The sequence below is a fragment of the Lactococcus muris genome, from assembly GCF_042849115.1.
Lineage (GTDB): Bacteria > Bacillota > Bacilli > Lactobacillales > Streptococcaceae > Lactococcus > Lactococcus muris.
In genome coordinates this window covers 174,347-195,077 of the sequence record NZ_BAAFQO010000002.1, presented here as the reverse complement: position 1 = coordinate 195,077, position 20,731 = coordinate 174,347, and the positions used below count along the sequence as shown (strand labels likewise).

20 protein-coding genes and 1 pseudogene are annotated in these 20,731 nt (G+C 37.4%); 4 read left to right on the top strand and 17 right to left on the bottom strand.

From position 1 onward, the window contains the following. The 10 genes from ACGHCK_RS02225 to ACGHCK_RS02180 all read right to left on the bottom strand — a co-directional run bounded on the left by ACGHCK_RS02225 (position 1) and on the right by ACGHCK_RS02180 (position 10,527). Positions 1 to 909, bottom strand: a complete 909-nt coding sequence (locus ACGHCK_RS02225) for an ABC transporter ATP-binding protein (RefSeq protein WP_251420589.1) — start codon at positions 907 to 909, stop codon at positions 1 to 3. Continuing rightward, positions 906 to 1,391 (bottom strand): 3-hydroxyacyl-ACP dehydratase FabZ, encoded by a 486-nt coding sequence (gene fabZ, locus ACGHCK_RS02220; protein WP_394304450.1) that lies wholly within the window; start codon positions 1,389 to 1,391, stop codon positions 906 to 908. Before fabZ ends, ACGHCK_RS02225 begins: the two co-directional genes overlap by 4 nt. Next, entirely contained in the window at positions 1,388 to 1,687 is a 300-nt protein-coding gene (locus ACGHCK_RS02215; protein ID WP_251420587.1) for a phosphopantetheine-binding protein, read from the bottom strand. Before ACGHCK_RS02215 ends, fabZ begins: the two co-directional genes overlap by 4 nt. Continuing rightward, positions 1,680 to 2,402, bottom strand: a complete 723-nt coding sequence (gene fabG, locus ACGHCK_RS02210) for a 3-oxoacyl-ACP reductase FabG (protein WP_251420585.1) — start codon at positions 2,400 to 2,402, stop codon at positions 1,680 to 1,682. The genes ACGHCK_RS02215 and fabG overlap by 8 nt, the downstream gene beginning before the upstream one ends. 13 nt (positions 2,403 to 2,415) lie before the next feature. Continuing rightward, positions 2,416 to 3,249 carry an ACP S-malonyltransferase gene (locus ACGHCK_RS02205; RefSeq protein ID WP_251420583.1) on the bottom strand — a complete coding sequence of 278 codons (834 nt, stop codon included), beginning with the start codon at positions 3,247 to 3,249 and terminating at the stop codon, positions 2,416 to 2,418. Between the two features lie 543 nt (positions 3,250 to 3,792). Then, positions 3,793 to 4,851, bottom strand: a complete 1,059-nt coding sequence (locus ACGHCK_RS02200; RefSeq protein WP_271327906.1) for a DUF4357 domain-containing protein — start codon at positions 4,849 to 4,851, stop codon at positions 3,793 to 3,795. Positions 4,852 to 4,874: 23 nt separating this feature from the next. Further along, positions 4,875 to 5,849 (bottom strand): DUF262 domain-containing protein, encoded by a 975-nt coding sequence (locus tag ACGHCK_RS02195; RefSeq protein ID WP_271327907.1) that lies wholly within the window; start codon positions 5,847 to 5,849, stop codon positions 4,875 to 4,877. A gap of 387 nt (positions 5,850 to 6,236) precedes the next feature. Continuing rightward, complete coding sequence (alsS, locus tag ACGHCK_RS02190) at positions 6,237 to 7,904, bottom strand: acetolactate synthase AlsS (protein WP_202229495.1); 1,668 nt, start codon at positions 7,902 to 7,904, stop codon at positions 6,237 to 6,239. A gap of 200 nt (positions 7,905 to 8,104) precedes the next feature. After that, the gene (locus ACGHCK_RS02185; protein WP_271327908.1) at positions 8,105 to 9,346 is read right to left on the bottom strand and encodes a tetratricopeptide repeat protein; all 1,242 of its coding nucleotides are present in this window, start codon (positions 9,344 to 9,346) and stop codon (positions 8,105 to 8,107) included. Continuing rightward, complete coding sequence (locus tag ACGHCK_RS02180; protein WP_251420579.1) at positions 9,346 to 10,527, bottom strand: AI-2E family transporter; 1,182 nt, start codon at positions 10,525 to 10,527, stop codon at positions 9,346 to 9,348. The genes ACGHCK_RS02185 and ACGHCK_RS02180 overlap by 1 nt, the downstream gene beginning before the upstream one ends. Before the next feature lie 340 nt (positions 10,528 to 10,867). On the opposite strand from ACGHCK_RS02180, the gene ACGHCK_RS02175 reads away from it, so the two are divergent. The 3 genes from ACGHCK_RS02175 (at position 10,868) to ACGHCK_RS02165 (ending at position 12,087) form a co-directional block, all read left to right on the top strand. After that, positions 10,868 to 11,131 (top strand): IS110 family transposase, encoded by a 264-nt coding sequence (locus ACGHCK_RS02175; protein WP_202229488.1) that lies wholly within the window; start codon positions 10,868 to 10,870, stop codon positions 11,129 to 11,131. A gap of 96 nt (positions 11,132 to 11,227) precedes the next feature. Next, positions 11,228 to 11,863: an RpiB/LacA/LacB family sugar-phosphate isomerase gene (locus ACGHCK_RS02170; RefSeq protein WP_251420638.1), complete on the top strand. Its 636-nt coding sequence runs from the start codon at positions 11,228 to 11,230 to the stop codon at positions 11,861 to 11,863. Between the two features lie 44 nt (positions 11,864 to 11,907). Next, complete coding sequence (locus ACGHCK_RS02165; protein WP_394304449.1) at positions 11,908 to 12,087, top strand: UTRA domain-containing protein; 180 nt, start codon at positions 11,908 to 11,910, stop codon at positions 12,085 to 12,087. 26 nt (positions 12,088 to 12,113) lie between these two features. Here ACGHCK_RS02165 and ACGHCK_RS02160 read toward each other — a convergent pair. The 6 genes and pseudogenes from ACGHCK_RS02160 to ACGHCK_RS02135 all read right to left on the bottom strand — a co-directional run bounded on the left by ACGHCK_RS02160 (position 12,114) and on the right by ACGHCK_RS02135 (position 19,284). Then, a pseudogene (locus ACGHCK_RS02160) lies at positions 12,114 to 13,563 on the bottom strand (glycoside hydrolase family 1 protein). A gap of 15 nt (positions 13,564 to 13,578) precedes the next feature. Beyond that, positions 13,579 to 15,438: a glucose PTS transporter subunit IIA gene (locus tag ACGHCK_RS02155; protein ID WP_251420577.1), complete on the bottom strand. Its 1,860-nt coding sequence runs from the start codon at positions 15,436 to 15,438 to the stop codon at positions 13,579 to 13,581. A gap of 132 nt (positions 15,439 to 15,570) precedes the next feature. Further along, positions 15,571 to 16,416, bottom strand: coding sequence for a PRD domain-containing protein (locus ACGHCK_RS02150; RefSeq protein ID WP_251420576.1), 846 nt, complete (start codon positions 16,414 to 16,416; stop codon positions 15,571 to 15,573). Between the two features lie 521 nt (positions 16,417 to 16,937). After that, positions 16,938 to 18,611, bottom strand: coding sequence for a recombinase family protein (locus ACGHCK_RS02145; RefSeq protein ID WP_271327909.1), 1,674 nt, complete (start codon positions 18,609 to 18,611; stop codon positions 16,938 to 16,940). 51 nt (positions 18,612 to 18,662) lie between these two features. Beyond that, on the bottom strand, positions 18,663 to 18,815 hold the full coding sequence (locus tag ACGHCK_RS02140) for a hypothetical protein (RefSeq protein WP_271327910.1): 153 nt from the start codon (positions 18,813 to 18,815) through the stop codon (positions 18,663 to 18,665). Positions 18,816 to 18,906: 91 nt separating this feature from the next. Continuing rightward, positions 18,907 to 19,284 carry a type II toxin-antitoxin system PemK/MazF family toxin gene (locus ACGHCK_RS02135; protein WP_271327911.1) on the bottom strand — a complete coding sequence of 126 codons (378 nt, stop codon included), beginning with the start codon at positions 19,282 to 19,284 and terminating at the stop codon, positions 18,907 to 18,909. A 325-nt stretch (positions 19,285 to 19,609) separates the two neighbouring features. On the opposite strand from ACGHCK_RS02135, the gene ACGHCK_RS02130 reads away from it, so the two are divergent. Next, positions 19,610 to 19,777 carry a hypothetical protein gene (locus ACGHCK_RS02130; protein ID WP_394304448.1) on the top strand — a complete coding sequence of 56 codons (168 nt, stop codon included), beginning with the start codon at positions 19,610 to 19,612 and terminating at the stop codon, positions 19,775 to 19,777. 108 nt (positions 19,778 to 19,885) lie between these two features. On the opposite strand, the gene ACGHCK_RS02125 is transcribed toward ACGHCK_RS02130, so the two are convergent. After that, positions 19,886 to 20,314: an RNA polymerase sigma factor gene (locus tag ACGHCK_RS02125; protein ID WP_271327912.1), complete on the bottom strand. Its 429-nt coding sequence runs from the start codon at positions 20,312 to 20,314 to the stop codon at positions 19,886 to 19,888. Positions 20,315 to 20,731: the final 417 nt, after the last annotated feature.

The following is a 20,731-nucleotide window of genomic DNA, read 5'->3' as shown; positions in this document are numbered from 1 at the left end:
TTAAATTCCTCCTTGTATTTCGTTTAATAAGTTCAAATAAGCAACTTCTAATGTTGCGTTTTTAACTTCGAAAGTTTCAATTAACGACTGATTATAAGAGAGAATACTCAATATTTGCTCCATTGTCACATTTTGATAAATGTATTCTTTCTCATTCTTTCTTATGGGAGACAGCTCAAACAAATCAGATACAGAGGCGTTTGAATTTTTCAATGTAATTTCCAAATTTGTCGAAGAATTTTTTTCTATAAAGCCTTCAACGGAACCTGAATAGTGGAGTTTTCCCTGGATTAAGACATTTAAACGATCACAGAAAGCCATCTCTTCTAAATAATGTGTAATCAAAATTATTGTCATCTTTGCCTTTTTATTCAGTTCATAAATAGCTTCCCACAAGTCATTTCTGGACTTAGGATCTAAGCCAGTTGTCGGCTCATCAAGAAGAAGAATAGAGGGATTGTGCAGCAAAGCTCTTGCAATGTCTACCTTTCTTTTTTGACCTCCTGAAAGCATGCCATAACGCCGTGTTCTTAATTCTTTAATGGATAAATATTCTTCAAATTTTTTTAAGCTCTGAAAGACTTGCCTCTTATTTAAGCCATATAAGGCACCTCGTGTAATCAGATTTTCTTCAACTGTCAAACGTTCATCTAGACGACTGGATTGAAAAACAATTCCTACATGATGATAGAATGTGTCTGCCTTAACCTTATCTCCGTCAATTTGCCATTCAATGTGTCCTGAAGTTTTATGCGTTGCTTGGATCAAAATGTTGAATAATGTTGTCTTTCCTGCCCCGTTTGGCCCTAACAAACCATAAAACTTTCCTTCCTCAAATTCTGTTGATATTCCTTTGAGGACTTCAAAATCTCCATATTTTTTTTGAATATCTGTTAAAGTAATTTTCATTTTTGCGAGACCAAAATCCTTCCTGAAGCTACTTCTTTACGTGAGTCATTTGTTATTCTCACCTCAATTTCTGAAAGTTTCCCCAGTTTAATAAAGCTCCTGCATCTAATGCTTAAGGTATCTCCTGGAGATACTAAAGTTTTCAACTTGAAATTTTTGATGCTTGCCAAATATCCTACCTTATCCGATAAATTTTCTTCCAAACATAATTTTTCAAAATCTGTGCCACTAATATTTATTTGATCAGATAAGCTATCCAAAATATACATTAATGCTGCAGCTTGGGCGCCGCACTCAATCAGTAAAACGCCAGGCATGATAGGTTGTTTGGGGAAATGCCCTTGGAAAAACGGTTCATTGATGGTTACATTCTTTCTACATAAAATTTCTCCTCTGCTATAATTTTCAACTGAATCAATCAATAGAAAAGGATAAGTATGTGGAAGCAACGCTATAATTTGTGTAATATTCAGTTTTTTCATTGTTGCTCCTCTATAAGTTGGTTTTCTATGATATAATCCGTTAATTTATTAATGGAAGAAAAGATGGACATGTCATCATCTGATAATGCAATCCCAAACTCAGTGGAAATTCCAATAGACAATTCCAAAGCATCAATCGAGTCTAACTCCAGCTCTCTACCAAATAATGGTTGATCATTTTGAATCAGTTTTTTATCTAAATCTAACATCAAGGACTCAACCAAAATTGTCTTTATTTTTTCTTCAATTACTATGCGCTTTTCGATATTTTCTTTTTCAGTTTTCCAATCAATCATTAATCATTCCTCCATCTATTACAAAATTCTTGCCTGTAATGTAATTTGCTTTATCACTACTTAAAAATGCGACTAACCACGCGACCTCCTGAGGATCTCCAAACCTCTGGAGCGGTATTAAGTTTTCAATAATCTCTGCCTTATTTTTTAAGTTACTTGTCATATCTGTATTGATAAATCCAGGACTTACACAATTTACATTGATGTTGTCAGCTGCAAATTCTTTAGCCCAAGATTTCGTTAAAGAAATAATTGCTCCCTTTGTTGCCGAGTAGTTAGCTTGTCCAATCTGCCCTGTAACCCCACTTGTCGACGAAATATTGACAACTTTGCCCCCATTTTTTTTAACCTTCATATACCTTAAAACAGATTTAGAAATATTTACCGCTCCTAGTATGTTCACATTTAAAACAGTTCCCCATTTTTCAGTAGACATCATTAAGAAATACCCATCTCGGGTAATTCCTGCATTATTAATTAGGCAATCAATTTGACCATAGGTCTCATATATTGTTTTAATAATCTTGGAAACATCTTTTTCCCTCGAGATATCGCATGTTTGAACATCTATATCAGGATATTCATCTGCCAATGATTGTGCAGTTGCTTTATTTCCTTGGTATATAGCGATAACTTTATACCCCTCTTTGTAGAGCTCAATGCTTATTGATCGTCCAATTCCTCTCGTGCCGCCCGTTACAATTGCTACTTTCATATTTCTCCTTAGCTTAATTTTTCTTTAAATTGAGTAGTTTTACTTGTTTCAGAATAAATCTATTGGGAGATAAATCCTCTATTGATAAACCTTTCTTTACAAGTTCTTCTAAAATTCTGTGCCACTTAAACTCTTGGGTCAGCTGGTTTATAATTTCTTCTTCAAGATTAGAGGACATGTAGATATATTTAAAAGCATTGTTTTGTTGAATATCAAGAATTTTAACAAGTTGAATATATTCTTCTTTTATTGGTTGAAGAAACTTTGTATGATAGGGTACTTTCAGTCCTAACTTTTTAAGTTTTATCAATAAATCAGCTGATTCTACTCTATCTACAAATCTGTCTCTATTTTCTTCCGAAAAGCTAAGGACACCTGTAGTGGAGTCAGTAGTGATTGCTAATTCCACAAAACTAATGCCATCAATAACCTCTCTTAGTCTCTCCATGGAAGATGTAGCAACGAGCCACATTTCCTCTTTACATTTTAGGGAATTCACTAATGCGGCTCGTTTTTCAATAAACGTCACAATATTTTCAAAACTTGCTGAATCACTTGCCAGCAATACGTTAAATATCCCTGCACTATGCGAGGAAAAACAAGTAATATCCGATAGTTTATACTCCGAAGTTCGCCATAAATTATATATAAATGTTCCCAGCATTGATGCATAATTATCGGATAGCAATATTTCATTTTTTAAAATGCTTTGGAAATATGTATGGGACTGAGTGTTAGTAAACTTTAATTTTTCAAGAATGTCTCGCCCTGCAGCTGATTGGGATAAGCGTATCAAATCTTGTAATCTAATGTTTCCTTGCCCACCATACACTAATATTTTTGACAATTTTCTCGTCCTCCTTAAAAAATTTTCTAACTTTTCGGGAAACGTTACCGCTTACATTTATTTGTACGACAAAAAAATGCTTTTATCACCATAGCTGTAAAAAAAATTATTGCTTCATACAAAAAATAGTTCTACTTGATAAGTTTTCCACTACTTTCGCCAAATAATTCACTCACCTTATTTTAAGTTAATATGCGCATGATTCTCTTAGAATCACTTTTCTTAATGTAAATGTAGCATTATTACACAGCTTCGACAATTTACATCTGAACTACATTTGTAAACCGTGATAAGTTATTTCCTTTAGAAAAAATAATAGGCACGTTTGTGCCAAACAGAAAAGACTTACTCTTCTGATATTTAAAAAATGCAAAATAAAAAGAGCAGCTACAAAATGTAGCTTACTCTTTACATTTGCTTTCCCACTTGTTCTGGATCCTTTTTGAAGAAAAAGATGCCCAAAGCTCGTTTGCTAGCAGAGTCAGATGTGCACTTATAGGTCTCACAACTTACTTCACATTTTTTCAAAACATATTTTTTAAATTAAGTCTTATTTTTATTACGGAGTGAATCATTGAGGATAATCCCGTTTTCATCTTTCCAATATTCCCAACCATTTCTGCTGCCGCCAAGAAGTAGCTCTGCTGCTCTAGAAACAGAGGAGGTTGTGTAATCTTGAACAAATTGCATGCCACCAATGGATTCTTCAATGATGCCATTATTTAACAATTCTTGTCTGGTTTCACCTAAGTAGTCTGAAGAAATATCTTTTATTTTCGAGTATATTTCTGAACCCGAGTATATCGTAACCGTCTCATTTTCATTCAAATACCCGCTTGCCTTTATGCCTTGAGCTTCTAGAAAAATATTTCTAGAAGCATCATACTTGTAATTACCGCTCGACCGTAAGTAGGGATACATAGAAATTAGCCTATTGATTAATTCTGCACTTCTATCTGTAATTGATTTTGATGTCCATTCAGTCATCCCATATAAATTTTTATTCATACGGATATGAAGAGTGTCTTCAAAAATTCTCTTCTTGGTTTTAAAATCTTTATTTCCCGCAGCAGAATTATCAGGTTTGCTAACAAGAGTTAGATTACCAATGGTATTGACTAGACCTGTGTAATCCTCACCAGAAACATTAGCCTGCTCTTCCCAATAGGACGTACTGGTCTGTGGCATAATGTGTTCAATGGATAGCTTGCTCATATCAAGCGTTGCAGAATTATCACTATTTTCTATTTTTTCTAGTAACCACCGCGTTAATCTCATAGTATAGGCATTAGCATTTGAAAGATTTGCCTTCAAAGATTTATCCGTTGGCACAGCCATATTGTTAGACTGATTTCGAGTAACAAGTACATAAATAACTATATCAACGATATTTTCAAAGCCACTTTTTTCGGCCTGTCTCTGTACATTCTTTATGTAGGCGGGAAATGCCTTAGATACTCTACTGGTATCATCACCATTGAAATATCGACGAATTTGGTAATTGTTCAATACTTTGATAACTTCAAAATATTGTTCTTCAGTAATCCTCTTATCTTTGTAGTACCATTCCGATAACTCTAAAACAAACGGTGCTGGCATCATGCTTTCTAAACTTTGAAAATCACTTAGGATTTCAGAATATTTACCCGTTGGTGCTTTATAGCTTTATAATAAAGAGAAGCGAAGTAGTTAGAATATCGCACAAGTTTTTCAAGCAACTCCGCATCGCTATATTTTTTACGTTCTTCATACCAATAATTTTTAAACGCTTGATACAAAACATGTTTTGCAGAATATTTACCCATTATGGCTGCGAGATAATATCTGAAAAAATCTTCCATGGCCCTTGAATTATTGAATACTTCTTCTAATCTCCGCCAATACGTTCTATATAAAATTGTTTGTTCTTCATTGGATTTATCCATCATAATGAAATTTCGAATTAAATCTGAGGCGGTTAACCTCTCACCAGTTGAATTAATACTCTCAAAAATCTGTTGCGCATTGTCGCGGTCGTCCAACTTAATATAGACTATGGAAAATCTTTTCAAAGCATACAAAACTCTATCAAAAGTATATTCATGAACCAGACTCTTCAACTCAGCCTGAAGATATAAAAAATTGCGAACGATATTGCTTTCGCTTTCCTTGTCAATCTCATCATATCTTCCTTCAGCTATGATAAGATAGTCATTTCCGTCAGCAACAGATGGATAAAGTCGTTGACGGTATCGGCTTCCTACTTTTTCAGAATAATTTTGAAGATAAGTTTCATCAATCTCTCTCGCACGGTACTCATTTTCAGCAATTGATTTCATAGCATGAGCAATCAAAAACATCGTCACTAACCGTTGCTGCCCATCTACTACAGAACGTTCCATTTTATAATCAACAATATTCTCAAGATACACAATTGTCCCTAAAAAATGTTGTTTTTGGTTACTCTCATCTTCAATAAGTCCAATCAAATCTTTTTTCAGTTGTACAAGTTGTTTTTTCACAGTCCATGTGTATTTGCGTTGATACACAGGTATAACAAATTGTTTCCACATTGCTTCAGGAATGAATTCGTCCAATAATTTTCTCGGGTTTGATTCCACAGTACTGCTCCTCTGCCATTTTCTACTTACTTTAACTGGATTATTTTTTTATAGAAGTACTTTCTTGACGGAAAAATAGCACACTGACTTCCAAGAAAGTATGCCCCTGCTTTTATACTTATATACTAATTTCTATTCACATATTTTCCTAAAAGCTGTACTTTCCTTTCTCGTAAATTATATCACATTCTTCAATTCCTTGCTTATTTCAATTGGATAGTCCATGCGCTTACCTTAACATTTTAATGTTCCGTTCCAGTTAAATCTGCTTTCAATAAGACTTTTTATTTTTGGGAAAACCATCAAAAAAATCCCCCTTTTTAAATAAGAGGGAAGATTGATTATAGGTATAGTAGTTATTTCTTCACTACTTCTGCTGATATATCATCAATAAAACTCCTCAGGCAAAAGCGTATCCGCTAATTTGATATTGTCTGAGTAATCAATAGGAACGTCAATCACGACTGGTCCTGTTGTGTTAGGAATAGATTCTAGAAGTTCTTTCAGTTCTTTTGCACTGTGTACACGATGCCCTGTAGCTCCCATAGCTTCCGCATATTTTACATAATCAACGCTACCAAAGTTAACACCTGCGGCCCGGCCATATTTTTTCTCTTCTTGGAATTTAACCATATCATAGTGTCCATCATTCCAAATGATATGAATTAATGGCAAATTAAGGCGAACAGCAACTTCAAGTTCTTGACCTGTAAAGAGGAAACCTCCATCACCAGAATGAGAATATACCTTATGTCCTGGACGAAGCAAGGCAGCTGTAATTCCCCATGGCAAAGCAATACCTAGTGTTTGCATGCCGTTCGAGAAAAGCAAGTGACGTGGCTCGTAAGAACGGAAGTAACGTGCCATCCAGATGTAGAGTGAACCAACGTCAACAGTTACTGTTTCATCATCTTTAACCACTTCTTGGAAAGTATTGACCAAGTCGAGTGGGTGCAAACGTCCTTCTTCAGCTGCTTCTATGTCAAATTCGTGCTGGTTAATCACATCACGCAAACCTTTAAGGTATTCAACAGAGCCTTCTGGTAAATTATAGCCACGAACTGCCGGCAAAAGATTTTCCAATGTTTGAGCAATATCGCCGATCAATTCACGTTCTGGTTGGTAGTATGTATCAATCTCAGCAATTGCATTGTCAATAACGACGATGCGACTATCAATCTCAGCATTCCAGTTGCGTGCTTCATATTCGATTGGGTCATAACCAACGGCGATGACTAGGTCTGAACGTTTGAGCAACATATCTCCTGGTTGGTTACGGAAAAGTCCGATACGCCCGAAGAATGTATGTTCAAGGTCACGTGAAATTACACCTGCACCTTGGAAAGTTTCAACGACAGGAATAGACACGTGTGAAAGTAGGTTACGCAAAGCTTTGGCCACTTTTTCATCTGAACCACCTGCACCAACAAGGATAACAGGCAATACGGCATTTTTAATGGCTTGTGCCAAATAGTTAATGTCATCAATTGAGGCATTCCCCATCTTTGGATCTGACAATGGCTTAATTGCATTGACTGATACTTCTGAGTCGATTACATCTTGTGGAATGGACAAAAAACTTGAACCTGCACGGCCAGCTTTTGCAATGCGATAAGCATTAGCTATTGTTTCTGAAATTGTTGATGGGTCCAAAATTTCGGAAGAATATTTTGAAGCAGGTGCCATCATCTGTGCATTGTCCATAGATTGGTGAGCGCGTTTCAATCGATCACTCCGTTTTACTTGACCTCCAATGGCAAGAATTGCGTCGCCTTCAGAAGTTGCTGTCAGGAGCGGTGTTGCTAAATTTGATACACCTGGTCCAGAAGTTACAGCAACTACACCTGGTTCCCCTGTAATCCGCCCCACAGCTTGTGCCATGAAAGCAGCTCCCTGTTCATGACGTGTCACAATGAGTTTCGGTGCCTTAGAATCATGCTCCAAGCGGTCAAATACACGGTCAATTTTAGCTCCTGGAATCCCAAAAACATATTTTACATTATGGTTGATTAAACTATCTACGACTAAGTCTGATCCGAATTTTTTATCAGTCATTTCTTCTCCATTTCATTTAAGATTCACAATCTTCACGACTAATTCTAGCAGAAAAAAATTTAATTTACAAAAATAGAAGCCTGTCAAACACATATGTAGTCTGCTTTAGCCAATTTTTTAGTTATAAAACGTTTACATTATCTCCAATAACAAATTGCAAAGATTATTCTCGCATTTTTATACAAAAAACTATTGTACGATTACTCGAACAATAGCCCTCTCAGTTCTTCATCTTCTGGGACAAGTTCCAGATATTGTTTAATGTAAGTCTGAGCTTTATTATTTTGTCCCAGTTGCAGGAGAAAGTCAACATAGTCCTTCAAAAAATCAGGATTTTCCCTGAGTCCAGTCGAAAGAAGTTCTGTATAAAGTGCCTCTGCCTGCTTATCGTTTTCCAGCTCCTTATTGGCTTGAGCAAAAAGCCACTGTGCCAGCAAGTGTTCTTCTTCTAAAAGCTTTTCAAGGCGAATCACTGCCTCAAAATCACCCATATTGAAATAAAGGTTAGCAAGCAGAAAGACGGTTTCATCATGAAGCTCCGCAACATTGAGAGCATCCACCAAATAACGTTCTGCTGCTGCTTGATCTTTTTGACTGTAAGCCAGTTTGGATAGAAAATGCAATAATAAAGCTGAGTTTGGGTTTTTACGCAAATCTTCCTGAGCCACTCGTGCTGCTTCCTCAAACTGACGATCAGCCTCCAAAGCTTGAGCATAGGCCAGCTCATAGTTTAAAAGATCCGTGTTATAGTCTTCCAGCTGTTTAAAGTAGCTAATGGCACGCGTTTGATTATCGAGTGCACTGTAAAGCAAGGCAATCTTGTAGATAGTATCTGCTGTTTTAGAAAATTCCAGTGACTTTTCCAAAAAAGACAGAGCATTTTCAAAATTTCCAAGCTGTGCATAGGATTCACCAATCCGCTGATAGGTGGAAATCTTAGTCTGCTTCAAGATTTCACGGACAGAAAGTTTGGCATAATTTTGAATTGCCTCTTGATAGGCGCCTTGCTCATAATAGCTTTCCGCCAGAGCGAATGTAATTAGTGGAGAATCTGATAATTCACGGGCTTCTTCAAGCTTACTGATAGCTGTCTCAAAGTCACCTTCAAGCTGGTACAAGTCAGCAATTTTAATCAGAGCAGCAACATAGTTCTCATCACCTAAAGGAATCTGATAAAGATAGTTCAATGCCTCGTCAATCTGTCCATCATCCTCAGCGATTTCAGCTAAATTGATCAAATAATCGGTACTGCTAGGATTGTCACCTAAAATCTTGTCATACACTTGATGACTCTCGTCAATAAATCCCATCATCTGTAAATACTCTGCTAGGTCAGCGAGCATTTCTTCACTATCATACTTGAGTGCATGACTTAAGGCATTGTGCATCCCAATCAAATCACCTTTGTGCAGGAAGTCAATTGTATCTTCTGAATAAGACATTAGTTTTCCTCTGTTTCTTGAATTTCAACCGTTTTTCCTAAACCACCGGGATGATAGAGTTCCGAAATTTCACGATACCAATCATAAAAGTGGCTGATAATAACCTTAGCTGCCGCATAGAATGGAACTCCCAAAAGCACCCCCCATAGTCCAAAGACTTTACCCGCAGTCAAGAGAACAAAAAGAACTGTAACGGGGTGAATACTTAACTGTTTTCCTAAAACTAATGGAGAAACAAAACGGCCTTCGATTGTTTGTTCAATGATATATACGATCAAAACCTTGAGCAACATCATCGGACCACCAGTAGCTAACCCAATAATCATGGCAGGGATAATTGCCAAATAGAAACCTAAGAAAGGAATCAGATTAAAAATCCCTGAGAGAATCGCAAGAGTAATTCCATAACGCAATCCAATGATTGGCAATCCAATCGCTAACATCAGAGCTACCGCCAAAGCAACAATGACCTGACCACGAACATAGTTAGCCAACTGACCATTCATTTCAGTCAAAATCTTAGATGTATCTTTACGCCAGTTAACAGGTAAAAGATGCGTGATATAACCGTTCAAATTCTTTCCATCTCGTAAAAGATAAAAAAGAACAAAGGGGAAGATAACAAGTGAAATAAAGACACTCGCTGTACGCGTAATGACATCCGTAATCGAATTAAAGGCTATGGATGAATAATTTTTTGACCATTCAACAATGTTGTTCCCCATAGAATCCATAAAGTCATCCATCTGTGGACGGAACTGCTCAAAATGCTGATTTGTCAGTAGTTTATTCACTTCTTCTTGAATTTGTTCCACGTAGCTTGGCACATGCCTAGAAAAAACAGAAACACTGTTTGATACAGAAGGAATAGCATAAGCCAGCCCCCATACAAGTAAACCTGCGATCAACAAGAAAATAACTACAATACTAACAATACGCGGTACACGTTTCTTCTCTAGATAGTCAACGATTGGGTTAAGCAAATAATAAAATACTGCCGCTAAAACAACGGGTAGTGAAACGATCGCTAAGAAATCGCCAATCGGTGCAAAGATGAAATGTACCTTATTGAGCAATAAAATATTCAGCAATAAAAGCAAAATAACTAATAGCACTGTTACTACTTTGTTATTCATAAACCATTTGAAAAAAACAGAGGCTCTGAGGTTTTGTTTTTCCATGGGACGTTCCCCTTCTTTTGTGAAAATTCTTCTTATAATTATAACATAATTTTTATTAATTTGGTCGAGAACTTTCTTTGTTTTGCATAATTTAATTTATGTAAAATAGTCTATTTGTGACGTCCCGTTTTCAGTCCTCTAATCAACGGGATTTAACTTTCAATCCCCCTTATAATATATTTAGTGGTTATCCGCCACATAAGTTTATACTTAATTAAGACCGTGGATCAGTATTTCCTCCAAGCGCTTGACGTTTTTTCTACAATTTTCTACAATAAGGTTACAAGACAAAAAGTGCGTGGATACCACAGAAATAAATTTATTGCTGGAGATACACTTGATGTTGTACGTTAGAATTGATGTCGCAAAGCATAAACATGACTTTGCCCTATTAGATGAACAAGGTGAAATACCGATTAAAAATAAATATTTCCCCAACAGCCTTGATGGCTTTGCTTATCTACACAAGAAACTCCAACAACTCAACGAAAGCTATCTCATTGCCCTTGAAGATACCGGACACTATTCCTTTAATCTCTTGGCTTTTTTACATGAGAATAACTATCAAACTTACACTTACAATCCCTTTCGTCTATTAGCATAGAAGAAAGCTATCACCACATGTGGAGTTGGTGGGGCTGCTGTCAAAAGTGAAAAAGTAATTTTTATACATCAATGGGCTCAGAATTAGGAGGATATGATGAGAATAGGAATTATACAGGGAACAACTCAAGTCAGTAAGAATGAGTTGCTCCATAATACTGTCGTAAAAGCTGTAGAAAAAAAAGGGTATGATGTATTTAATTTCGGAGTTTATCCCAACGAGAAACAGTCATATTCATACACAGAAATCGCCTTTTTAACTGCACTACTCATAAACAGTAAAGCTATTGATTTTGTAATTACTGGCTGTTCTTCTGGGCAAGGGATGAATTTGGCCTGTAATACATTACCTGGATTGTTATCGGGTTTCATTCAAAACCCTCAAGATGCTTATTTATTTGGAAGAATTAATGATGGGAACGTGGCTAGTTTGTCACTGGGATTAGGATTCGGCTGGTTAGGCGAGCTTAATTTAGAGTATACGTTAGAAAAATTATTTGATGGAGAATTTGGGATTGGATACCCTGCAGATGTTGCAGAGAGAAAAGTCAGAGAAACTCATCGGGTGAAAGAATTTAATAAGATGAGTAAAATATCTATGATTGAATTAATGAAAAATATGGATAGAGATTTTATAGATAAAATTATGACTAAGAAAAATGTTATTCATTATATCATTGAAAATTCTAACGAAGTGGAATTGGTGGACTATCTTATAAAAGAGATTTCATAAAAAAGTATTGAAGACAGTAATCTGGCGGTGTTATTGCAAAAAACTTGGAACTCACCAATGCTGAAAAGGTTTTGGAATTAACGAGAGTAAGGACAGCTGGTGGGCTCCCGATTGTTATTTTCCAATCTTACATCAATCCAAAAATGGTACAGATCACTAAAGAAGAGATTAACAATTGTGAATCTTTATACTCATTTTCCCATCAACGTATCGAATTAATGTAGTAATTTGTTAAATTTTATACTGATTTTTAATCTAACCCTAGCCCATTAGCTGCAATGACTGCTTTATACCAATGGAATGATTTCTTAGGAATCCGCTTTAATGTTCCATGACCCAAATCATCCTGATCAACATAAATGAAACCATATCGTTTGGCCATTTCCGATGTTCCAGATGAAACAATGTCAATTGCTGACCATGTAGTATACCCTATTAACTGAACCCCATCTTTAATGGCTTCTTCTATCTGCTTGATATGAGCAGACAAGTAATCAATGCGGTAATCATCGTCTATCTTTCCATCTTCTAGCACATCTTCCGCTCCAATTCCATTTTCTACAATAAATAATGGAATACTGTAACGATTATACAGATCGTTTAATGTATATCTCAATCCAATTGGATCAATTTGCCACCCCCACTCTGAAGCCTTCAAGTGCGGATTTTTCAATGTATTCTTTAAATTACCATCGGTTTCTTCAAAATTTTCTTTATCAGCTGCAGAAATTGAAGACATGTAGTAGCTAAACGCCAAAAAGTCAGCAGGATAACGTTTCAAAACAGCTTCGTATTTGTAATTCAATCCCATTTTCATGCCAAAACCTAGCTGCATAGGGTGGATACTCACCACGAATGACTGTATCAGTAAAATAATAATTGTCCATTTGCTCATTTTTTTGTGCTTCTAATGCATCTTCAGGCTTACAAGTTGCCGGATAAGTCGTAAACTTAGCAACCATGCACCCCAACATCGCTTCCTTTGAAACTTTACTTAATGCTTTTTTAGCTAAGGCAGAGGCCACAAACTGATGATGCGCAGCTTGATAACAATCTTGCAGATAGGTTGCTTCATCATCTTTTACAATACCTGTTGAGTAAAAGACATTAAAGCGAGCTCCGTTAATTTCGTTAAAAGCAATCCAATAGTTAACCTTTTCACCATATCGCTCAAACAATGTTTTCGCATAAGTTACATAAAAATCAATGAGTTGACGATTCTTCCAACCGCCGTACTGAGTGACTAAATTCATGGGCATATCAAAATGATTAATTGTAATCAGCGGCTCCATGCCATGCTTAATAACCTCAGCAATAACTTGATCATAAAATGCTAAACCTTTCATATTTGCTTTTGCATCATCACCATTCGGAAATATTCGCCCCCAAGCAATTGAAAAACGAAACACCTTAAATCCCATCTCAGCACACCATGCAATATCTTCTTTAAATCGATGATAAAAATCAATGCCATGACGCTTAGGAAATTTCCTATCATCCGTTTCCTGTAACACTTTCTCAAGCCGCTCAGCTGTTATTAACTTACGCACTGACCTCGGAACAGTTTTATCATGTTTGACTGCAATATCCGCAACAGTTAATCCTTTGCCATCTAAATCAAATGCCCCTTCTGATTGACAAGCGGCAATCGCACCACCCCACAAGAAATTTTCAGGGAATGTTTGTTCAAATTTTTTCATATAAACCGACCTCCATTAAGCAATTACCGTCAGCATTTTTTCTCCTAAGTTCACTTGACCCCTTGTTTTCTCAGGCAAAACCGACACAAAATCATTTGTATTCGTCACCACAACAATCACACTTGACTCATAGCCAGCTAACTTAATTTTTTCACCATCAAATTTCACAAGCAAATCACCCGTCTTGATAGTTTGGCCTTCTGTACAGAAAACTTCAAAATACTTTCCCTCTAATTTCACTGTATCAATTCCAATATGTATCAAAACTTCAACACCATTCTCATCCGTAATCCCAATGGCATGCTTTGTCTTAAAAACTGTCGTAATAACCCCAGTCACTGGCGACATGACTTCTCCATTAGGTGCATCAATCGCAATCCCTTCACCTAACATTTTCTCAGCAAATATATGATCGCTCACTTGACTTAACTCAACCACCTTCCCCGCAGCTGGACTATAAACAACACTTGATTTAATCTGACTAACAGGCTCCTTTTCTTCCTTATCATCTGTTATTTCAATTCCTTCTGCCTTAAAAATTGTCTTCCCAAGCAGATAAGTAATCAGAAAACTTGACACAACCGTCACACCCAGACCAACTAAAATGCTCGCAGGACCGCCCCCCATAAAAATTGGAATGGTTAAAATACTTGGCATCCCACCAGAATACGCTCTTGCCCCCATCATTGTTGCAATCATACCACCAAGTCCACCACCGATTAAGGTTCCGACCATCGTTGCTTTATACTTCGTTAACACGCCATAAAGAGCAGGCTCTGTAATCCCTAAGAAACCTGAAAAAGCTGATGATAATACAATTTGCTTCTGTTTTCTATCCTTGACTAAAAAATAAGTTGAAAAGGTTGCGGTTGCAGTTGCCATCGTACTTAAAAAGTTCGCAGGCGTAATAGTGGTATAACCAAAAGTGGCAATTTGCTGAAGCTGAATTGGGCGAATAGCATGATGCATCCCAACAATAACAAGAAAGGGTCGCGTTGAACCAATCACAAAACCGGCCAACCAAGGTGCCTGATCAATAAGCCATTGAATACCAATAGCTAAATAATCACCGATATAAAAACCAACTGGGGCTACACCAATCAGCATGACTGGTGCCATAATTAAAATAGTAAGTAAGGGGGTAAAAACCGTACTGATTAAATCAGGCATCCATTTTTCTATCCAATTCCACACATACTTTAAAATCCAAACACCTAGCAAAATCGGCAAAATAGAAGATGAATAATCAATAAGTGGCAATGGTAAAAATCCAAATGCAGTCAAAGGATCATTTTCTCCTACCATTCTCATTAGATCAGGGTGCATGATAATACCAGCAAGGGCAAGCGCCATGTACTCATTGGTTTTGAACTTACGAGCCGCTGAAACTGCAATTAAAAATGGTAAGAAGAAGAACATGGCATTACCAGTAATCTTTAAAACAAAATTTAACGTACTTTCTGGATCAAGCCATCCTTTCTCCCTTGCAAAGAAACTCAACCCTTGAATCATACCACCAGCAACAATAGGTGGCAATGCAGCAACTAAAATACTAGATAATGTGCCAATGGCAGTATTAAAACTAAATTTTTTCTCCCCATCATGGTCAATTCCTGAATCAACTAAATCTAATGATGGATACTGCTCCATTATCTCACGAAAAACCTTTGTAACCCCATTTCCAATAATCACTTGATACTGCCCACCTTGAATTTGAACACCTACCACATCTAACTGCTCTATTTCCTTTGTTTTCGCCATGCGGTCATCTTTTAACACAAAACGCAAGCGCGTTATACAATGGGTTAAAGATTTAATATTTTGAGCTCCACCCACGAGTTTCACAATCTTTGTTGCTAATTCTTTTTTATTCATTAAAATCACTCCTCTTTCAAGTAAAAAAACCTTGCATCACTGGCATCTGAAAAAATAATGAAACTCACCTATCAAGTTCCTATTTTATTGCCAAATGATCAAGGTCTTGCCAGCCTAACTGTAACGAATCCTTTATGATCTGTTCTTTTTTTCAACTAAATTGCGAAGATGTAAAATCAAATACATTTTTTCAATATTCGATGTGTGCCAGCCTTGCTTTTCTTGTAAATAATAGTCAATCAAATCGACACAATTCTTTTCTTTATTGAAGCGAGAGAATACCATGTTAACCAACTCATTTTGGTCTCCATTTTCTTGTATGACACCATTTTTTTGACGCATTAGATAATAGCGGAGATGCGTAATAAAACGTTGAAAATACCAAGAATCTTCATCATAATCACAGTTTAACTGGTATCTAACAAGTTGTAAAATATCATTGGTCATCTCAACCATTTGAACACCCTCATGATGTACCGATGACTCAATTTGTGCATTAACAAAATGGAGTGCAATGAAAGAGGCTTCCGCATCAGAAATATTCACTTTTAACTGTTCACGTATTAACGTAACCGCAAATTTTCCAATCCCATATTCAAGAGGATAAAACTTTTTAATTTCCCAGTCAAGCGGATTAGAAATATCCATTTGTTTTTCATAGCGTTGTAGTGAAAAACAAATATGATCAAGTAACGTAAAGAAGATATTCGGATTCAAACTTTCCTTAATTTGAACCTGTCCATAACGAATGATTCCATCTACTGCTTCGATATCTGCTCCACTAGCATCCGTGATTAATGATGCCATTTGTTCTAGATTTAAGCTACCTTCAGAATAAAAAGTCTTTTCCACCTGATCCTCCGCAATCTGATCACCTGAATGTTTCCCAAAGCCAACACCTTTTCCCATTACAATCAATTGTTGTCCATTTTTTCTCGCTAATGCTACATTATTGTTGATCCTCTTTTCTACAATCAAGATCTCACCTCCAAACCTGAATCAAATCAGAACATTTTAAAACATATTGCTTAGCTTTCCCTTTGTGATGTATTTAATCAAGAAGCACACTCCTTTCATTTCTTTACAGTTTCTTTAAAAAATAAAAACCAGAATAAGGACAAGTAGTAAAAAACTATTTGCACTTATTCTGGTCTTGCCTGCCGAACAGTAACGAATCCAGTAAAAAAACCGTTTTAATTTAAGAACAATGATACCATATTCCAATAAAATTGTCAATAGTGTGTGCGTCTTTTTTTGAGGTTATTATTCAGAAGACGAAAATTTGATTAAATTTGCAATCTATTTTTAATTAGTAGTGAAAAATTTTTGATGTTATTTTATGTTTTTTAAACAACATCAAATCGCTTAATATACTGGTATTATATATCTCAATGTTTTTTTCAGTAGTTTTCTTCTCTTTTTTTTAGCTTCTCTAAAGTTATTTCCAAGACCTTTGGCTCAAAAAAATCCTTTGATACCAAGCCTTTTACAGCCCTAATCTATTTCTTCCTTGTAAACAACGCAACTGTCTCCACGGTATTACCCCTTTCCCACAAAACTTTCCTTACTTCCTTGCCGTCAATATAAATCGGAAAGTTAAACTCTATCGACTTCAACGGCATTTTCGATTCTCCACTCGGATATATCTGGATTTCTTTAATGAGGTAAGTGATAAGACTTTTCTTCTCCTCGTCACTCATTATAGCATATAACTTTCCAAAGTTCTGCATGATTTTGTAAACATTATCAAGCGTTATGGCTTCCATCTCAATGGAGCTTTTTCTTAATTTGGCATCTTCAATGCGTTCCTCCAACTCCACCATCGTATCATACAAAGCATCAAGCCTTAATGTCATATCATGGATTTTTCTTTCACGGAATCGGGCATCAACAGGAAGATTGTCAATTTCATTTTCCAGACGTGCTTTATTCAAATCCACCTCTTTCAGCTTATTTTCATAATTGGCAAGCTCTTTATCCACTGTGCTTGTATCAGTCTGCACTCCTATCCGCTTTTCAATTTCTTTCGCAAAATAGGCATCGCTTACCAACTCTTTTACGGCTTCAACTACAAGCGGCTCAATATCTGTTTTCCGAAGGGATGCTTTATAATCGCAATGATGACCTCGCTCCTGCTTATTTCTTCCACATATATAATAGTAAACTTCCTTATATGTGCCGTCTTTATTTGTCCATGCGTGTTTATTCGTATACATTGAGCTGCCGCAAAGAGGGCATTTCAATACGCCAGTCAGAAGATGTGACCTATCTTTGCCAACCTTTGACGGCTGCTTAATTCCTGTTGCTTTCCGCTTTGCATGAACTTTCTGCCAGAGTTCCTCACTGACAATTCCCTCATGCTGTCCGTCCTCTAAAATATAATCATCGGTATGAACCTGCTTATATTCGTTTTTTGTTCCCTTGACCTTTTCCCGTGTCCTCCTGCCGTAAGCAATTTTTCCGCAGTAAACAGGATTGTCTAATATCTGCCGTATTAAATGGTTGCTCCATGTTTCTAACTTTCCGTTCTGACGGGGAATTTTCTTTATTCCTTGCAAGTTAAGATATTTGGCAACTCCGCCAAGCCCTATATCAGAATTTCCAAACTTATCAAATATAATTCGGATTGCTTCTGCTTCTGTTTCTTCTATTAAGAGCTGATTGTCTTTCAGATAATAGCCATACGGGGCAAAGCCACCATTCCAACCGCCCTGCCTTGCTTTTTCCCTGCGTCCGTTCATTGTCTGCTCGATAATGTTTTCCCTCTCAATCTCCGCAACCGCAGAGAGAACGGATATTAAGAGCTTGCCGCTTGTCTGGGATGAATCTATTCCTTCCTCAATACAGATAAGGTTTATTCCATAGGACTGCACAAACTCCAGAGAATTTAGGATGTCGGCTGCGTTTCTTCCAAAACGGGAAAGTTTATAGACAAGAATATATTCTATCTCCAATCCGTTTTTTATGTCGGAAAGCATTTTCTTAAATGCAGGTCGCCCCTCGATTGATTTACCTGACTTTCCTGCGTCTTCATAGATGCCGACAATCTCCATTTCCTCACGGTCTGCAAAACGCTTCAAGCTGTTTTTCTGCCCCTCAAGGCTGTATCCGTCAACCTGCATCTCGGTACTTACTCTGGGATACAAGACACATTTCTTTCCTTCTCTGTTCACACTACCACCTCCGATAATTTAGGAAAATGTGATATGTATGGTTGCGTAAATCTACGCAACACTATCCAATTCCTGCAAAACAAATCTTCCGTACTTTTCAACAATCTGCACCATAGCTTTGATAAAAGTATCGAAGTTTTCCGCTTCATTAACCTTACATTCGTGCTGCTGTTCTGCATTTGTGGATACTTTAGCATTTTCCATCTGACTACCTCCGCAAAACAAAGCGGCTGTATGCCCTAAATTATAGAGATACAACCGCAGTTTGACCAATGTGCAAATTTCTCCGTTTTCCCTAATTTGCACATTTTCCGTTTGGTCTGTTATTGAGTGAAATACTAATGGCAAGAGCCTTGTCAACTCTTGCCATTACGTTATCGGGCATCAATCCCATATACTGTTTTAGTCTATGTTTATCAATCGTCCGTATCTGTTCAAGCAGGATGATGGAGTCTTTATCAAGCCCCTCAAAATCATTTACATCCGTATGTGTCGGTAATTTTGCCTTTGTGTGTACTCGGCTTGTAATAGCAGCCACGATTACCGTAGGGCTATGCCTGTTTCCTATATCATTAGAAATGATAAGTACAGGTCTTGTACCGCCTTGCTCCGAGCCGACAACGGGATTTAAGTCTGCGTAGAAGATGTCCCCACGCTTGATAGTCCTTTCCATTATGTGTTAAACCTCCTATCTGGATTTAGGCAGGGGCTTCCTGCCTATGTAGCAGCCAAACACAAGGAAGTATTTAAGGTCGGGAGAGCATTAACAAAATCTCTGTTCTTATGACCGCCTTATATCTGGCTTTATGATAGGAGCATCTCAATTTGTCCTCGACACCCCGAAATGCAATGCGTCCTTTGACGCAGGGAAGTCGCCAAACGGTCAGCAGCGAACTGACGCCACGGGAGTTCCACCCCAACTGTCGGTCTGACAGAGCCGCCCTCATTGCCTGCGACGGGTTGGATACCGTTCGGGCTGTGACTGGACGGGAGTACCATTGTTCTCTTTGTGGGTCATGGCGAAATCGGGAGCCGCCCGATATTTTGAGTCGGTATTTGACCGCTCACCACCTTTCATCGCTATTCTGCTTATCGGCAGGTCATGGCGTACCGCTGCACACGCTTATGCTCATCACTATCACAAAGAGGAAGTATCTGACGAATGATTATTCGGTTGTCAAGGAACTGTCCCCGTTTTCGCCACACAAAGGAAAATGGGGCGAAGGCTTTTTGCCTTACACCCCATAGTCCTTGAAAATCCTTGATTTTCCCCTCTACTCAAAAAATTTTTTCAATTTTTCTTTGAGCCTGTCCATTCTTCTGTAAACTGCCTTTTCGGTAGTGTTGAGCTGTGATGCAATTTCACGGGTAGAATAGCCCTGTACCTTCATCACAACGATTTGCAGGGTAAGCCTGTCCACCATAATAAGGATTTGATAGAGCTGCTGATTTTCGATGCTGTCTAAAAAATCCTCAACGGTTTTCACTTCGGGCTGTGCTGTTTCTTCGGCAAATTCCTCAAGGTATGTACCTGCATCCTGCAATCTGCGGTAATACCGCCTGTCAGAATTAAAGACCGACCAATCATGGGTATGGAGCTGTTCGATGGTGTCCTCGCTAACACCCAAGCTCCGTAACTGCTTTTCTTCGGCTTCTTTCCAGAGCCGCCATTTCTTTTCTTCTCTGCCATAATTGAATGACATTCCTGTTACCTCCAATCTGAATTTTTTTGAAAATCCAGATTGGCAGGTGGAGAGCGACAGCCAACACCAGAAACAGCCCTGCGGCGTGTTCTTACAAAAAACGACAAAAGAAAAACCGCAAAGGCTGTCACACCTTTACGGTTTAAGGAAAGTTTATTTCTATTGTGTAGAGATTTGGCTTCTACTTTTGAGGTGCAAAGCCCCCATGCGGTTATGAGGATTTTTTTAACAGGTTATTCGCCCATCCTCGGTATGTTGGTATATGTAAGTAGAAGCTGCTGCTTGCAGGCAAAAGAAATCCCTCCAAACTTCAAAAGCGAAGTCAGAGGGTAATTCAAGCATAGCAAATCAACCCACCCGAACATCGTTTTTTTTATTCGGTGGGCTTATCCTACCTATGGTTATATAAAAACAGAG

Excerpts from the sequence above, each read along its gene's own strand:
- ACGHCK_RS02140 (WP_271327910.1), bottom strand. The coding sequence starts at position 18,815 with ATGGAAAATGCTAAAGTATCCACAAATGCAGAACAGCAGCACGAATGT.
- ACGHCK_RS02200 (WP_271327906.1), bottom strand. The coding sequence starts at position 4,851 with ATGATGCCAGCACCGTTTGTTTTAGAGTTATCGGAATGGTACTACAAA.
- fabZ (WP_394304450.1), bottom strand. The coding sequence starts at position 1,391 with ATGAAAAAACTGAATATTACACAAATTATAGCGTTGCTTCCACATACT.
- ACGHCK_RS02185 (WP_271327908.1), bottom strand. The coding sequence starts at position 9,346 with ATGTCTTATTCAGAAGATACAATTGACTTCCTGCACAAAGGTGATTTG.
- ACGHCK_RS02215 (WP_251420587.1), bottom strand. The coding sequence starts at position 1,687 with ATGATTGATTGGAAAACTGAAAAAGAAAATATCGAAAAGCGCATAGTA.
- fabG (WP_251420585.1), bottom strand. The coding sequence starts at position 2,402 with ATGAAAGTAGCAATTGTAACGGGCGGCACGAGAGGAATTGGACGATCA.
- ACGHCK_RS02225 (WP_251420589.1), bottom strand. The coding sequence starts at position 909 with ATGAAAATTACTTTAACAGATATTCAAAAAAAATATGGAGATTTTGAA.
- ACGHCK_RS02175 (WP_202229488.1), top strand. The coding sequence starts at position 10,868 with ATGTTGTACGTTAGAATTGATGTCGCAAAGCATAAACATGACTTTGCC.
- ACGHCK_RS02180 (WP_251420579.1), bottom strand. The coding sequence starts at position 10,527 with ATGGAAAAACAAAACCTCAGAGCCTCTGTTTTTTTCAAATGGTTTATG.
- alsS (WP_202229495.1), bottom strand. The coding sequence starts at position 7,904 with ATGACTGATAAAAAATTCGGATCAGACTTAGTCGTAGATAGTTTAATC.
- ACGHCK_RS02125 (WP_271327912.1), bottom strand. The coding sequence starts at position 20,314 with ATGTCATTCAATTATGGCAGAGAAGAAAAGAAATGGCGGCTCTGGAAA.
- ACGHCK_RS02135 (WP_271327911.1), bottom strand. The coding sequence starts at position 19,284 with ATGGAAAGGACTATCAAGCGTGGGGACATCTTCTACGCAGACTTAAAT.
- ACGHCK_RS02170 (WP_251420638.1), top strand. The coding sequence starts at position 11,228 with ATGAGAATAGGAATTATACAGGGAACAACTCAAGTCAGTAAGAATGAG.
- ACGHCK_RS02155 (WP_251420577.1), bottom strand. The coding sequence starts at position 15,438 with ATGAATAAAAAAGAATTAGCAACAAAGATTGTGAAACTCGTGGGTGGA.